Raw genomic sequence first — 13923 nt, 5'->3', positions numbered from 1 at the left:
TTCATGCAGGTTCCACGCAGCTGCTAATGGCACACCTTGACTACGAATCTTCTCCTGTAACAGACCCGCAGCGGATTACCGCAGTACGCGATACGGAGGTCTTTCCGGACCCAGCGGACGTTATTTCTGGAATTCTTGGGCTTTTGGGTTGCCTTGCGGACTCCAGATCCGTTATTCGTACCGAAAACCTGCAAACTATGGTTTCTCCGCGTAAATAACTGAATCTGAGTCCGAAACTTTGCCAAAACACGGAATAATCAGCAAATAAGGCATCCTGAGTCCGTACACTTGTACCCCTACTTTCTCTGGCGGCTACAAAAGGCGGGAATCTGGGATGAAATCCTGAAGCACGTTACCATTGAGCCTGACTTTGAGCAGATGATGATGGATACCATCCTAGTCCGAGTCCATCAGCATGGGGCCGGCGCAAGGGGCAAAGCAAGCAAACGATCAGACGAAGAAAAGACAGCGAGCATGTTCAAGGCTTTTTTGGCGTTGATTTCGATGAGGTTATGGCTGAAGTAAGTTTGCGTACAGACTCTAATGCAAAACCGCTGGCACCGCTGCCGCAGGTTCTTATCTGCAGCAACGCCAACGCGGCCGGGAGCAATAGCTCTGCAGCATCGCTTTCATCTACCGCTGCCACTCCTATTCTACAAAGAGCTGGAAGCCTGTCCGACCCACGCTGCCATCTGGCCGGGATCAAACGTGTCCCCTTTGCGGAGCTTCAGCGTTTTCCGTTCCGGAGGACCCTCAAACTTCCCTTCGGGAAGCTCCAGCCCGGCAGCATTGAAAATCGTGAAGCTAACTGCGTCCTTCGAGGTCGAAATAACGGCAGCGTATTTGCCGTTTTTAAGGAAATGCGGTTTTTTGTACTGAATGCGCTCGCTCGCATCAGGGATGGCTTGCCGGACAACCTCACGCAGAGACACCGCCAGCTCTTTTTGCCAAGGCTCCTGAATTGCGCCGATAAAATCGGTGACTTCCTGGTTCATTTTGCATTCGCTCCTTTAGATGCGGGATTTGGAAAATGACCGCCGTAAAATGCATGAATATATCCCTTATTTTATCGGGTAATTTTGCACCTTGAGGCCGCCGCTATGCTAAACTAGAGATATCATAGGATAAGAGAGTTGTCGAGCAGGAATATCCGTGCATGGAAGGATAGTTGCAAATACCGGCAGCGGAGAGGATTTATCATGGCGAAACCTAAAGTTGCAAAAAGACCGACGAGAGATGAATTTGTCCTTGAAGAACTCGGAAATCAGCTGACGGAGGCTTACCGGGAAGAATCGGTAATTGTGCTGACGGTATGGGGATGGGAAGAAACGGTTCGCGGGCAAATCGACACGATGGACTCCCGTACGGGGAAGGTCCATATGAAGCATAATGGCGTTATTACCAAGGTTCCTTTTATGGACATCATGGAAATCAATTATCCGCGGGACTGGGACTGATTCTGCCAAAAATTCATCCGGCGGAGTTCCCCCTTCCTCTGCGATAGCACACCAATGACAAAAAAACCGGACTGGCAAGGATGCTCTCCTTCCTGGTCCGGTTTTCACTTTAAGAAGTCCAATCAGCTTACAAGGTAAGATGCCTCAAGGATTAACGCTACCTGCCCGTTGCCCAAAATCGTTGCGCCGGAGAGATGGTTCATTTTGCCGAGATAGGACCCCAGCGATTTAATGACGACCTCCTGGTTGCCGATGATCTCGTCGACCGCAAACGCTGCGCTTTTTTCCACCGACTTGATAATCACCGTAGGCACCGATTTGCCCGTCCGGCCGCCCCGCGGGTACTGGAGCTTGTCATGCAGCCAGTACAGCGGAACAATCCGCCCGTGGTTGATAATTGCTTTTTCGCCCTGGATCGTCTGGATGTCCTCCGGCGGAATCCGGACGATTTCAGCAACGCTGTACATCGGAATGACCATGGACCGACCGGCCACCTTCACCAGCAGGCCTTTTATAATCGCCAGGGTAAGCGGCAGGCGGATCGTAAAGGACGTTCCTTTTCCCGGCTCCGTATCGATCTCGATAATCCCGTTCAGCCGGCCGATCTGGCTGCGTACGATATCCATACCGACGCCCCGGCCCGACACCTCGCTGACCTGCGCGGCTGTGGAGAAACCCGGCTCAAAAATCAGGTTTACCGCCTCAGATGGCGTAAGCCGGGCGGCTTTTTCCTCCGTAATCAGCCCTTTGCGCAGCGCCGATTCGGTGATTCGTGCGGCGTCGATGCCTTTGCCGTCGTCCTTTAGGACAATCACCACATGATTTTCTTCGTGAAAAGAAGTCAAAGAAATCAGTCCCTTGGCCGGCTTGCCCAAAGCCGCCCGCTCCGCCGGGCTTTCAACCCCGTGGTCGGCGCTGTTGCGGATCAAGTGAATCAGCGGATCGCCAAGTTCTTCAATAATGGTCCGGTCCAGCTCGGTTTCGCCGCCCTGGATCACCAGATCCAGGTCTTTGCCCAGCTTCTGCGATAAATCCCGCACCAGCCGGGGAAACCGGCTGAACAGCTGGTCGATCGGCAGCATCCGCGTCTTCATGACGCCCTCCTGGAGCTCCTTGATCACCCGTCCCATATGGTCCGATACCCCGTCGATCGCCTGCAGCGACTTGGCGGGGTCTTTCCGCATTCCGGCCGATTTCAGCGAAGCCAAAGAGGTCTGGTCAATCAGCAGCTCGCCCACCAGATTCATCAGGTGGTCCAGGCGGTCGACGCTGACCCGGACCGTCGGGGCGCTTTTGGCCCCTGCGGCCGCGGCTGCTCCTGCTCCCCCTGCCGCTGCACCGCCTGCCGCTGCACCGCCTGCCCCTGCTGTTGCGCCGCCAACTCCGCCCGCTCCGCCAGCGGCGTTTAGCGGCTCCTGCCGGCTTCCCCCTTCGGCAGCCGCCGCCCCCGCAGTCGCGGCAGACTGCCGGGCCGGTTCCGCTGACGGCTGCGCAGACACGGGCGCTTCCAGCCGATAAGGTTCCACTTCGGCGGATTCAGTGTCTGTCAGGCCAAGCAGCTTGCTCTGCAGTGCGGAGCCTTCCTCCGGCACGGCGGCGATCAGCGTAAATGCGCCGAAAAGCCCGTCCTCGTCGCCTACGGCGAGTTCGCCAAGCGGCAGGCTGGAGGCGATGATGCTGCCCCCGTCATCTTCGATCCGCCGCAGCATGATCTGGTAGCGCGCCGCTTTCATCAGGCAGTCGCCCTTCAGCGTAACGCGCACGGCCAGCAGCCGCATCCCCGCAGCCGCGCCTTCTTCCGCTCTCAGCCGTTCACCCGGGCCGAGCAGCGGCAGACTGCGGGCCGGGGAGGATGCGCCCGCCGCTGCCTGCGCGTTCTGCCCCAGCATCGCTTGAATTTCCGCTGCCAGGGCCGCGCTGTCCGAATAAGAACCGCCGGCGACATATTCGTCGCGCAGCTTTTTCATCGCATCCATCGCGCGGAACAGCAGGTCGATCAGACCTGCGGTCAGCGCGGTTTTTTTCTCACGGATCCATTCCAGCGCAAATTCCACCTGATGGGTTAAATCGCTTAGTTCCTTAAACGCCATGGTCGAAGACGATCCTTTGACCGTATGGGCAATTCGAAACAGCGTCTGCACGAGGTCCGGCGAAGGCGAACGCTCAAGCGCCAGCAGTGTCTGATCCATCCGCTCCAGCTGGTCGTTCATCTCTTCAATAAAAATATCGCGGTAGGCCGATAAGTCCATCATCTAAGTCCGTTCTCCTTCCTGGCCTAACCGCCGAGAATGCCTTCCAGCTTTAAAATGCCCACAAGTCTGTCCTCACGTTGACCGATTCCGAGAAAAACACCTTCCCGGTAACCCTCTTCCCGCCCGGCAGGCGGGTGAATTTCCGCATAGGTCGTTACCCGGTTCACCTTGTCCACAATCAGCCCGACAAATTCCTCATTGAACCGGACCACAATAATACGTGTCGCCCGGTTGTAAGGCTCGTCCTGCATGCCGAGCAAATTGCGCAGGCTCATGACCGGGACAACTTTCCCCCGCAAATTGACCACGCCCTTCACCTCATGCCGGCTGAACGGAATGTCGGTAATCGCAAGCATTTTGATAATTTCATGTACATCTTCAATCCGCATGGCGCATGTCTCCGCACCGACGGCCAGTTCGATATATTGATCCTGCTGCAGCGACGTCATCTCTTCACCTCTTTTGATCCGGGATTAGTGAGTCTTGAAGACGGAAGCCGAGCTTGCCAGTTCTTCAGCCAATTGGGCGAGGTTCTGGCAGGTAGCCGCGGTTTCTTCCGAAGCTGCAGCCGATTCCTCGCTGGAGGCGGCAATCGACTCCACAGAACGCATGACCTCGGCCGCCTGGGCTGCTTCTTCCTCGCACGCCGCCGCAATTTCGTTTACTTTAAGCGAAGAGCTGTTCACCATGCTGACGATCTGGTCAAACGCTTCGCCGGTCCGGGATGACTGCTTCACGCTGTCCGCCACAGCTTGAACGCTCTGTTTCGTGTTCTCCTGCATCGCTTTTATGATCGTTGTAATTTCTTTGGTCGCCTCGCTGCTGCGCTCGGCCAGCTTCCGCACTTCGTCGGCAACAACCGCAAATCCCCGTCCCTGTTCTCCTGCACGGGCCGCTTCAATCGCCGCATTCAGCGCAAGCAGGTTGGTCTGCTCGGCGATGTCGTCAATTACCTCGATAATGTCGCCAATTTTATGGGAGTCGCTTTCGAGCAGGGCCATTTTGTCGTTAACGGCCTGCATGCCTCTGAGCGATGCGTCCACCACATCCCCGCCTTCTCTGGCGGTCCGGACCGTGTCGTTCGACAGCTCCGCCGCTTCTTCCGCGCTTCCTGCAACCGAGTCGATCGCGATCGACAGCTCTTTAAACAACTCGGTAATGTTTGTTGCGGCCATTGACTGATTGGTGCTAGTGCCGGCGATTTCCTCCGTACTCGCGGAGATCTGCTGAGAGGAAGCGGCAACGCTCTGGGAGCTGCCGACGATGCTGTTAATCAGCACTTTCAGATTCTCCACCATAAGGGTCAGCGCAGCGGCAAGCTGCCCTACTTCATCTTTGGTTTGAACATCCGGTGTACGGGTCAAATCGCCTTCGGCTACTTTTTTCGCAACCTCCACCATGTTCAGCAGCGGCTTCGAAATCGACCGCGAAATTACATAGCCGATCAGAAGACTGAGGAGAACGGCTGCAACAATAACAGAAATCGTAACAGTTAGAGAGGCTTTATAAGTAGAGTCGGAGTTATTATTGGCTTGTTCCGCCAGTTGGGCGTTGGTGTCAATCAACACGCCCAGCGTCTCGGTTACCTTATCTCCTTGCCCTTTCAACTGGGTACCTTTGAATTCATTAAAGGCGTTGATATCATCACTTTTTGCCAGCTTGACCGCTTGGTCGAACACTTTGTCATACTCCGCCATCTCTTTATCCAAAATGGCTAGATACTCCTGCTCGCGGGGGGTTGTCGCCAGCGGACGGAAGTTATCAATTTTCTCCAACGTCTTTTGGCGGGCGGTTTGAATATCCTGCTCGTACTTCGTGATAATCGCACTATCTTCCTCCGTGCTCATGTCCCGGACCAGCACCCGAAGGTTTTGAAAATCCCCCTGCGCTCCGGACAGCTCACGGACTGACGTTAAGTTATTATCGTACATCTCGTCCATGTTATTTTTCATCTTGCCCAGCGCTGAAACCGAATACAGGCCAAACCCGCCGAGCAGCAAAGCGACAATCATGAACCCGGTGATAATTTTAGTCGCCGTCTTCAAATTTCCAAACCATTTCATCTTAATTCCTCCTAAGGCCGTATCGTGTCCGTATGGCAGCATCCTGATCTTTTCTTAGCATCCGCTTCCCCACCATTTGACATCATACGATCTATTTCGACATTATCAGCCACTTTGTGAAGGGGGCATTTCTCATTTTTTTAAACTCCCAGTCTTTTTTTGCCATCTCAGCCGAAAATAAGCTTATTTCCGCCATGAACTGGGCATAAAGAACCATTATATCAACAACAATTCAAAGGAAACGGCTATTTCTCGTATGAGTATTGGCCCAGATAATCTTCCATTTTACAGGTAACTACTCCGCTATGAGCTAAAGGAGGGACAAAAAATTTAGGTCTTCCTTTCATTCGATGTTTCACATTTCCGAATCTGACGGCGCTGGCACAGCCTGAAAACTCATTCAGGCCCTGGACAAAGGGGTAATGGTTCACTGGGAGCGCATGCCGGCTCGGCGGACAAAGACGCTTTCAGGTGACGCCATTTCATCCTGACTAACACTAAGGAGGAGAAAAGGATATGACTCATCCTATCGAACAACAGAACCGGAAGGTTGCGCTTGTTACGGGGGCGGGCCAAGGCATCGGCCGGGGAATTGCAAGCGTACTGGCGCAAAAAGGCTACATTCTCGCGTTAACCTATCATTCCGACTCCGAGCCGATTGACGAGGTCGCCGAAGAGCTGAGGCATATTTATGGAGCGGCCCCTTACACGACCGCCTGCGACTTGACGATCCTCCGGGAAGGGGAACGGATTGTCCGCGAGACGCTTGAAGCGTTCGGGCGAATCGATCTGGTCGTCAACAATGCGGGCGCTGGCATGAACGACCCGCTGCTTGATATGAAAGAAGAGGATATGGCAGCTACGGTAAACCTGGATTACCTGGCTCCAATAATGATTTCCAAGTACGCCGCCAAAGCGATGATTGAACGACACATCCCAGGCAGTATCCTGTTCATCACTTCCTCCCGCGGTGAACGCGCTTATCCAGGCGACAGTATCTACGGGGGGATGAAAGCCGCCTTGATCCGCTCCTGTGCTTCACTTGCCCTGGAATGGGCGCCGCACGGCATCCGTGTGAACTGCGTGGCTCCCGGAGCGACCGTTCACAACCTGGGGCAGGATGCCTATGAAGAACCGCTTGGGCGTAAAATCCCGCTCGGACGTATGGGCACCCCATCCGATATCGGTGAGGCAATCGCCTGGCTGGCTTCCGATCAAGCGTCGTATATTACGGGAATCAATCTTCGGGTCGACGGCGGTTTGATCCTGCCGGGCATGCCGGAGGATACCTCCCCGGAAGCGGGATACGGCTGGGGACGAGTGTACCGCGGAGAGTAGTTTCCCCTTTTTGACCCAGTTTTCATATTCCGGTGCGCCGCCGATGATAAAGCTGCGTTATAATCGGGGTATCAGTGCTATACAATCCTGCGGAGGTGGGTGCTTAGTGAAGGCGATTGCGGTATTTTGCGGCTCCAGAAACGGCGCTTCTGAGGTGTACCGGGAGGGAGCGATTGCGCTTGGCCGGGCCTTGGCGGAACGTGAGATTACACTTGTCTATGGCGGTGCAAGCGTGGGACTGATGGGAGCCGCAGCCAACGCCGTTATGGAGGCTGGCGGCAAGGTTATAGGCATTATTCCGGAGTTTCTGGAGACGCGGGAGATTTCGCACAGGTCGTTGTCGGAGCTCATTGTGGTGGAGTCGATGCATGAACGCAAGGCAAAAATGGCGGAGCTGTCGGACGCCTTCATTGCACTGCCGGGCGGTCCGGGAACCATGGAGGAGTATTTTGAAATTTTCACTTGGGCACAGCTCGGCCTGCATGCCAAACCGTGCGGACTGCTGAACATTCATCACTACTTTGATCCGCTGGTCGCGCTGCTCGATCATATGCACAGGGAGCAATTTATGGCGGAAGAACACCGGTCCATCGCGCTTACCGATACAACGCCGGAAGGTCTGCTTGACCAGTTCTCGCGCTACAAACCGCCTGCCGTCACCCCGTATATTACCCGTCAGAAACAGACCTGAGAAGGTCTGTTGTTTTTATGTGAGATCAGTTTAGCCCGCAGCTTGCGTTAGGTCTACTCTAGCGGCAGTGTAGGGTCTTGTGCGCAACCGCAATGATAATCGGCAGCTTCTGTGCTACTATAGGTGAATTCAAATTCCTTTAGCAGCGACATCAATGAAAAAAGGAGCCTTGCCGCATGACCAAATCCCGCGTTTACCTCTACCTCATTCTTGCCAATCTGTTCTGGGCCGGTAATTATGTGTTCGGCAAATATGTGGTCGCTGAGCTGTCCCCTGTACAAATGACGTTTATGCGCTGGCTAATCGCCGTCCTGGTTCTGTTCCCCATAGCGCAGATGATCGAAAAGCCCGACTGGCGGAAGATTTGGAGAGCTTGGCCTCTACTCCTGCTGCTAGCCGTACTTGGTGTGGCCGGATACAACTTCCTGCTCTATGAGGCGCTTCAATACACTACGTCGTTGAACGCCGCGCTGGTAAATGCCATGAACCCGGCGCTGATCGTACTGGTATCGGCACTTGTACTGAAAGAGCGGATTTCCACAACGCGCGGCCTTGGCCTGGTTCTCTCCCTGCTCGGCGTCCTTCTGGTGCTGACGGAAGGGCACCTTTCCCGAATTTTCCAAATCAATTATAACGCCGGCGATCTGCTGATGCTGCTCGCCATCACAGTCTGGACGGTGTACTCGATTCTTGGCCGGCGTACCCGAGACCTGCCTCCTATCGCCAGTACAGCTGTCTCAGCACTGCTGGCCGTGCTGCTGGTATTCCCGTTTGCGCTTGCTTCCGGCCTCTCTTTCCATCTCAGTCCGAGAGCGGCGGCAGGCATCTTGTACATCGGCTTGTTCCCTTCGGTCGGTTCGTTTATATGCTGGAACTCGGCAATCCGTGTTGTAGGCGCAAGCCGGGCAGGCATCTATCTGAATCTGATTACGGTCTTTACCGCCGTGTTCAGCGTCCTTTCGGGCAATCCCGTCACCTGGGCGCAAGGAGCCGGGGGACTGCTTGTCTTTGCAGGGGTATACCTGGCCAGCGTTGCAGGAAGTTGGCGCCCCCACACGGATCATTCCAAATCAGCATAGCCCCTTAGAACACAAAGAAGCCGGAGCAGGACAATGTCCCTCCGGCTTCTAATGTTTTTTTATTTTCCCGCGGCTTCCCACTGCTTCTTCAGCCACTCGTCAAAACCATCGCCTTTGATGCCTTCATAAGTGTCGTAGATGTCGATCCGCATTTTCCGCAGCTTCTCCTTAAAGTCCTCGAAGGTATGCTCACGCGGCAGACTTTTGCGAATGCGCAGCATGATCTTGGAGAGGCCTTTAAACGGCTCCGGTTTGTTCGGCGAAGGGAGCTGGACATCTTGCCCCAGCGCTCTCAGCTTCTCATAAGCGGCTTCCTGCACTTTATACACGGGATCGCTGTTCATCAGCCGGGTTAAAATATCCATCGTCTGCGGATGCTCCCATTTTCCCAGCTCCTGAACGGCCTCCAGACGGGCTCTCCAGTCCGCCGAACGGTTCGCGGCTTTTTTCAATTGGTCGTAATGCTCCGGCAGTTCTTGTTTGTTGTCCTCGTTATTCAAGGGTCCTGTTCCTTTCTTGGCTAAAACTTGGCGTATTCCTTATTTTACCCTAATGCACGGCTTGTCCACAATCCACAATCGGACGCTGTGCCGCTTGATGAGGCGGTCCTTTCACAATTTCGGTTAACCGCTCGGCCTGTACCACCGGGGAATGATCTGCGTAAATCCCTCGTAGTCGTCCAGCGCAAGCCGGCAGCGCATTTGCATCCCTTCCACGTCGGCCTCGCCGTAGGGAATAGCCCATACAATGGAATACAGGCAGGCATAAGCCGTGTAGACCGCCAGGCGCCGCCAAAACGTTTCCGGAGGTTCCCCTCCAAAATAGCCCTTCAGCCGCCCTCGGGAGAACGGCACAGACCGTTCCCGGTCAAGCACTTGAAGCTTATAGAATTCCTCCGCGGCGTCCCCGATATCCCAGCGGTTAAAATCAATGACGCCGATCCGCCCTTCCGGTGTCAGCAGCAGATTAGCCGCATGAAAATCGCCATGCTGCTGAACCAGCTGCGGATCATCAATCCAATCCATTCGCGATTTGACGAACGCCAGCGCCGTGCGGTCTCCCTCCACCCGGGCCGGACAGCGCTCATAAGCCTCAAGCCGGGTCCGCATTTTGTCCTTCATCCGCCTGCTCCAAGCAGGATCCGGGTCTACGCGCAGCGTATGCATTTCCCGCAGGATCTTTCCCGCCTGGACGCCGAGCCGATACTGCTCCGCCTCGGGCATGCCGGCCATCGCCTTCAGCAGCGGACGTCCTTCCACCCAGGTCAGCAAGGTATAGACCGCTGTTCCGGTATCCGTCATCCCCCACTCCAGCGCTTGGGACATCGGAAAGCCGAACTGGTTGAACCGCCGCAGCGCTTCAAATTCCTCCCGTTTCCGTTCATACGTCTCGGGAGCGGACAGCCGGAGCAGTCTTTTGCGGCCCTCCCGGTCTTCCAGATAAAATTTACGGTCAGAGGACCAGCCTTCCCGGATCGGCCGGACAACCGTCCAGCGCCCGGGTTCGGGAATGTCTCCGCGCTGCGCCTCAGGGATTTCCCATTGATTCATGATATCCTCCAAAAAATATATTTATCCGTTTACCTCAGTCTTCCTTTACCTGCTCAGATACCGCCCCAGTGCATCCTCCCAAATCGCCCGCTTCGTCTCCTCCGTCAACTCCTTCTGATCATACCGGAGGGCATTTGGATTAACTTGTACATCCTTGCCGTCCATCGCCAATCGCTCGGTGAGGAATCGGATGGAATCAGCAGGGTTCGACGACGAGGTTTTTACCAGCGATCTCCCCAGCTTCTCCAGCAGAACTTCCTGCTTCAAGGTAGGCAGTTCAAGACGGCCTTCCGCAAGCCGCAGCTGGACTTCATATTCGCCTTGATGGTCGTCAATCTCCCAACCGGCCCAGGCTTGCCTGAACCGGTCCAGTCCGCCAGGCAGGTCGTCCGCATGCCAGTAGTCCAGCCGGCGCTGCGGAACATCAAGATGAAACCCGGCCGTCGGGAACGTCTCCATCGCTTCGGTTGGCGCAAACCGGTCTGCTCCAATCAAAGGATCGGCTCCGCCGAGCACCGCGGGGCCTGCATCCAGCACATCTCCAATTCGCGCCTCCATCGGGAACAGCTTGATTTGCCCGTCGGCATACCGGATGCTGCCGATGAGGTCGATCCAGTTCTGCTGTTCCGGCGGCCGGAAATTGGGAATCTCCGTCCCCCGTTCCTTGGGGTTCAGGACAGCCTGCACCGGATAACCGACATAAGCGGCCATCTCCGCAATCCCCTCGTAAGCCCACCGCAGCTTCCAGCCAGGCCAGGTATAGCTCAGCAGCTCCATATACACACGCCGCAGCGGGAGATCATAGCAGAGATCCTCCCCTCCGTACAGCAGCAGCGTCCGGGTGTCCAAATCCATGACGGCGCCGCCTTCGGCCCAGACGTCATCCAGCCACCCGTCCGCCTCCCGCCGCTGCTGCATGGCAATAAATGCGGCGGCATGCTCCGGCCCCCAAAACAAATCATCCGGCAGCGTATTGGCATGCCAGTGGCTGTAATACAGCTCATACGCACCATTTTGTACGATGACCAGGTTTGCCCGTTGTCCCATTATCAGCTCTCCTCTTTTTAGCTCTCCAGCGCTCCCGCCGCCTCCAGCGCCGCGGCAGCCTCCGCATGTCCCTGTTTCCGGGCAAGGCCAAGCGCCGTTTCCCCGTTCGTATCCCGCTTGTTTACGTCGGCGCCACGCTTAATTATCAGGGAGATCAGCTCCTTGCTATCCATATGATAAGCAGCGGAGTGAAGACAGGTCTGCCCGCTGCTGTCGGGGATATCCGTACGCGCGCCGTTATCCAGCAGCAGCCGGATCACCTCCATGCTCCGCTCGCCGGCCATGGCCGCATGCAGCGCCGTGTTTGACGGAATATATGCAACGCGGGAGTGGGACACCTCATTTACATCCGCTCCGGCTGCAAGCAGCGCTTCCACCGCAGCTGCTTGCCCGTAATGCGCCGCAAAGCCGAGCGGCGTCAGTCCGTCCCTGTTTTCCGCCCCGGCCAGACCGGGGTCAGCGGCCAGCATCGCTTTCAGCCGTTCCGCGTCGCCCAGGCGGGCGGCTTCAAATAGTTCATCTATACGCGATGATTCGCTCAAGTTCATCTTCCTCCATCTATATGGCAGATTACGGCCGCTTTTTTCTCGCATCATTATGCTGCGGCGTACCGAAGTCATCCTATCGGCGATAAAACCGGTACATGGAGAGGGACGAGTCCCTGGCCGCGGCGATGCCGAGCGCTTCTTCCAGCTCCCGGCCCTGGCCGATCACCTCATACAACAGCTGGATCAAGAACAGCAAAGCGCTGCTGCCGTCCGGATAATCCGCCGGCCCGATATAAGCGCCGCATCCCGCTTCCATAAAAGCGGCCGCAAGCCGGGGATCACCGAGCGTACAGCCGTTTGCGATCACAGCGGCGCCGTCCAGCCGGGCATAACGCCTCACTTCGTCCGCTCCGAATGCGCCCTTCGGTTCGCCCGGTTCGTACACGTCCTCCGCCAGCTCAGGCAAAAGCAGCCTGCCGTCCTCCCCATGAACACACAAGATAAACAGATCCGTCTTCCCATACAACGCTTCTCCCGACAAGACAGCGGTTAAGTCGTTGGGCCTGCCGATATAATAGGTCACGGTTCTGGCGCCAAAATATTCAAGAGCGGCCCGGAGCGCTTGCGTCTCCAGTTCGCAGTCCGGTCCGCATACCAGCGCAATATTTCTGGGCGGTGACGTCATGCTTGTGTCCTCCTTTTTTCCTGCAGCGTTATCAGTCGTCTAGTATTATTCAACTGCCTCGCTAATGCACACTGCTGTCTGCTTGCCTGCTTGTCTCTTACTTGCTTACTTGCTTACCTGCTTGTCAGTTTCCCTGCTTTCTGCTTACTATTTATCTGCTTATCCGAACGTCCGATGCAGCTGCTCAAGGTCGAGTTTGCTGTAATGACCGCCAATCCGCCGCAGTTCATCCCGCACTTCCATCAGCGCCCAGCCAAGCAGGTTCTCCCCCCGCCACTTGCCGGGCTGTTCGATATCCGGATCGTCAGCCGCCATCCCTATGCCCCAGATCCGGTCCACCGGACTGGCTTCGACCAGCACCCGGTCTCCCGTCTGCAGCAGGAAGCGCATCAACTCCTCATTTTGCATGAATTTGGCCAGATTGCCCCGCCGGACAATCCCGTAGCGCTTCCTTGACCATACCTCTTCCCGAAAAGGGGCAACCTTACGCCCAAGATCCTTCACCGTCTTCGGGTGTCCTGCGCTCATAATGGCTGCCAGTGTTTCCTTGTCGCCGAACAGCCGGGCTTTTTCCGCCATCATGTACTGTTCCATGCAAAAATACCTGTCAGTCTCCACCGCAAAATCGGAACCCCACCATTGGCTCAGGCACGATTTGGTGATCTGCCCTTTGGCATCCGGCCGGTGGCCCCAGAAAAAAATGTATTTGATCCGTTTCCCGGCCTGAATCTCTTTGTTCAGGGCTTCAGCAGAGTACGCGGGAACCGCATCCCCCGTTCCGAACCAGGCTTCATCCTGCGCAAAATCGTTATCGTCCGCCTCTTCCTCCTCATACCATCCGGTCCAGCCGACCGGGGCAGGAAACCACTCGCGGTACGTTTCACGTTCTCTTTCCGACAGCGTTTCATACCATTCTGCAAACGCCATAACGTAAGACTCCCCATATCCCATTCTCCAGCCGATGCTGTAACGGTCGAGCGCCGGATACATAAACCAGGGCGGAGCCATCGGATGCTCTAACGTATATACAGTACTCATCTACCTTCTCCTCCTCACGATGCCAATCAAGTTTCTGCCAGCTGCCTGATCTAACAGGCTGCAGCTCTCCCGCAGTGCACCTAACGCAGGCTATTCGCTTTCCGGCCTTTCGCCATTAACGCAAAATAACGCCCGTCTCTGTGCAGCTGGCACTCTTCCTTATTCTACTAAAAGTAGAGACCAATACAAAGAATCAGTCTGCCGTTGTCTCTGCACACTCCTATGCATTCCTAAT

The 13923-nt window shown here is 55.7% G+C and carries 14 protein-coding genes; 4 read left to right on the top strand and 10 right to left on the bottom strand.

From position 1 onward, the window contains the following. Nucleotides 1-653 precede the first annotated feature (653 nt). Nucleotides 654-995 carry a DUF1801 domain-containing protein gene (locus tag ACE6ED_RS19290; RefSeq protein WP_410828856.1) on the bottom strand — a complete coding sequence of 114 codons (342 nt, stop codon included), beginning with the start codon at nucleotides 993-995 and terminating at the stop codon, nucleotides 654-656. A 204-nt stretch (nucleotides 996-1199) separates the two neighbouring features. Between ACE6ED_RS19290 and ACE6ED_RS19285 the strand changes: the two genes are divergently transcribed. Further along, the gene (locus tag ACE6ED_RS19285; protein WP_410828855.1) at nucleotides 1200-1457 is read left to right on the top strand and encodes a YolD-like family protein; all 258 of its coding nucleotides are present in this window, start codon (nucleotides 1200-1202) and stop codon (nucleotides 1455-1457) included. 122 nt (nucleotides 1458-1579) lie between these two features. Here ACE6ED_RS19285 and ACE6ED_RS19280 read toward each other — a convergent pair whose 3' ends face one another. The 3 genes from ACE6ED_RS19280 to ACE6ED_RS19270 are packed head-to-tail and all read right to left on the bottom strand — an operon-like array spanning nucleotide 1580 to nucleotide 5772. Further along, on the bottom strand, nucleotides 1580-3709 hold the full coding sequence (locus tag ACE6ED_RS19280) for a chemotaxis protein CheA (protein ID WP_410828854.1): 2130 nt from the start codon (nucleotides 3707-3709) through the stop codon (nucleotides 1580-1582). A 23-nt stretch (nucleotides 3710-3732) separates the two neighbouring features. Beyond that, nucleotides 3733-4158 carry a chemotaxis protein CheW gene (locus ACE6ED_RS19275; RefSeq protein WP_410828853.1) on the bottom strand — a complete coding sequence of 142 codons (426 nt, stop codon included), beginning with the start codon at nucleotides 4156-4158 and terminating at the stop codon, nucleotides 3733-3735. Between the two features lie 24 nt (nucleotides 4159-4182). Further along, nucleotides 4183-5772 (bottom strand): methyl-accepting chemotaxis protein, encoded by a 1590-nt coding sequence (locus tag ACE6ED_RS19270; RefSeq protein ID WP_410828852.1) that lies wholly within the window; start codon nucleotides 5770-5772, stop codon nucleotides 4183-4185. Between the two features lie 516 nt (nucleotides 5773-6288). On the opposite strand from ACE6ED_RS19270, the gene ACE6ED_RS19265 reads away from it, so the two are divergent. From ACE6ED_RS19265 to ACE6ED_RS19255, 3 genes are all read left to right on the top strand, one after another. After that, nucleotides 6289-7110 (top strand): SDR family NAD(P)-dependent oxidoreductase, encoded by an 822-nt coding sequence (locus ACE6ED_RS19265; protein ID WP_410828851.1) that lies wholly within the window; start codon nucleotides 6289-6291, stop codon nucleotides 7108-7110. A gap of 106 nt (nucleotides 7111-7216) precedes the next feature. Next, nucleotides 7217-7801, top strand: coding sequence for an LOG family protein (locus ACE6ED_RS19260; RefSeq protein WP_410828850.1), 585 nt, complete (start codon nucleotides 7217-7219; stop codon nucleotides 7799-7801). A 176-nt stretch (nucleotides 7802-7977) separates the two neighbouring features. Beyond that, a complete protein-coding gene (locus ACE6ED_RS19255) occupies nucleotides 7978-8880 on the top strand; it encodes a DMT family transporter (RefSeq protein ID WP_410828849.1) in 903 nt (300 codons plus the stop codon). Nucleotides 8881-8939: 59 nt separating this feature from the next. Here the strand turns inward: ACE6ED_RS19255 and ACE6ED_RS19250 are convergent, their stop codons facing one another. The 6 genes from ACE6ED_RS19250 to ACE6ED_RS19225 form a co-directional block, all read right to left on the bottom strand. Beyond that, nucleotides 8940-9380 (bottom strand): HEAT repeat domain-containing protein, encoded by a 441-nt coding sequence (locus tag ACE6ED_RS19250; protein WP_410828848.1) that lies wholly within the window; start codon nucleotides 9378-9380, stop codon nucleotides 8940-8942. Nucleotides 9381-9503: 123 nt separating this feature from the next. Beyond that, nucleotides 9504-10430, bottom strand: a complete 927-nt coding sequence (locus ACE6ED_RS19245) for an aminoglycoside phosphotransferase family protein (RefSeq protein ID WP_410828847.1) — start codon at nucleotides 10428-10430, stop codon at nucleotides 9504-9506. 45 nt (nucleotides 10431-10475) lie between these two features. Further along, nucleotides 10476-11477: a hypothetical protein gene (locus ACE6ED_RS19240; RefSeq protein ID WP_410828846.1), complete on the bottom strand. Its 1002-nt coding sequence runs from the start codon at nucleotides 11475-11477 to the stop codon at nucleotides 10476-10478. Between the two features lie 17 nt (nucleotides 11478-11494). After that, entirely contained in the window at nucleotides 11495-12019 is a 525-nt protein-coding gene (locus ACE6ED_RS19235) for an ankyrin repeat domain-containing protein (protein WP_410828845.1), read from the bottom strand. Nucleotides 12020-12098: 79 nt separating this feature from the next. Next, nucleotides 12099-12650, bottom strand: a complete 552-nt coding sequence (locus ACE6ED_RS19230) for a delta-aminolevulinic acid dehydratase (protein WP_410828844.1) — start codon at nucleotides 12648-12650, stop codon at nucleotides 12099-12101. Between the two features lie 159 nt (nucleotides 12651-12809). Next, complete coding sequence (locus ACE6ED_RS19225; RefSeq protein ID WP_410828843.1) at nucleotides 12810-13688, bottom strand: NADAR family protein; 879 nt, start codon at nucleotides 13686-13688, stop codon at nucleotides 12810-12812. Between the last annotated feature and the right edge of the window lie 235 nt (nucleotides 13689-13923).

The organism is Paenibacillus nanchangensis, assembly GCF_046543445.1.
GTDB classification, from domain to species: Bacteria; Bacillota; Bacilli; order Paenibacillales; family Paenibacillaceae; genus Paenibacillus_AQ; species Paenibacillus_AQ nanchangensis.
The sequence above is the reverse complement of the archived record's forward strand: the minus strand, read 5'-3'. Positions and strand labels throughout refer to the sequence as shown.

Bases quoted from the DNA above. Each gene is read 5' to 3' on its own strand.
- ACE6ED_RS19255 (WP_410828849.1), top strand. From the start codon at position 7,978: ATGACCAAATCCCGCGTTTACCTCTACCTCATTCTTGCCAATCTGTTC.
- ACE6ED_RS19285 (WP_410828855.1), top strand. From the start codon at position 1,200: ATGGCGAAACCTAAAGTTGCAAAAAGACCGACGAGAGATGAATTTGTC.
- ACE6ED_RS19275 (WP_410828853.1), bottom strand. From the start codon at position 4,158: ATGACGTCGCTGCAGCAGGATCAATATATCGAACTGGCCGTCGGTGCG.
- ACE6ED_RS19230 (WP_410828844.1), bottom strand. From the start codon at position 12,650: ATGACGTCACCGCCCAGAAATATTGCGCTGGTATGCGGACCGGACTGC.
- ACE6ED_RS19270 (WP_410828852.1), bottom strand. From the start codon at position 5,772: ATGAAATGGTTTGGAAATTTGAAGACGGCGACTAAAATTATCACCGGG.
- ACE6ED_RS19280 (WP_410828854.1), bottom strand. From the start codon at position 3,709: ATGATGGACTTATCGGCCTACCGCGATATTTTTATTGAAGAGATGAAC.
- ACE6ED_RS19240 (WP_410828846.1), bottom strand. From the start codon at position 11,477: ATGGGACAACGGGCAAACCTGGTCATCGTACAAAATGGTGCGTATGAG.
- ACE6ED_RS19245 (WP_410828847.1), bottom strand. From the start codon at position 10,430: ATGAATCAATGGGAAATCCCTGAGGCGCAGCGCGGAGACATTCCCGAA.
- ACE6ED_RS19290 (WP_410828856.1), bottom strand. From the start codon at position 995: ATGAACCAGGAAGTCACCGATTTTATCGGCGCAATTCAGGAGCCTTGG.
- ACE6ED_RS19265 (WP_410828851.1), top strand. From the start codon at position 6,289: ATGACTCATCCTATCGAACAACAGAACCGGAAGGTTGCGCTTGTTACG.
- ACE6ED_RS19225 (WP_410828843.1), bottom strand. From the start codon at position 13,688: ATGAGTACTGTATATACGTTAGAGCATCCGATGGCTCCGCCCTGGTTT.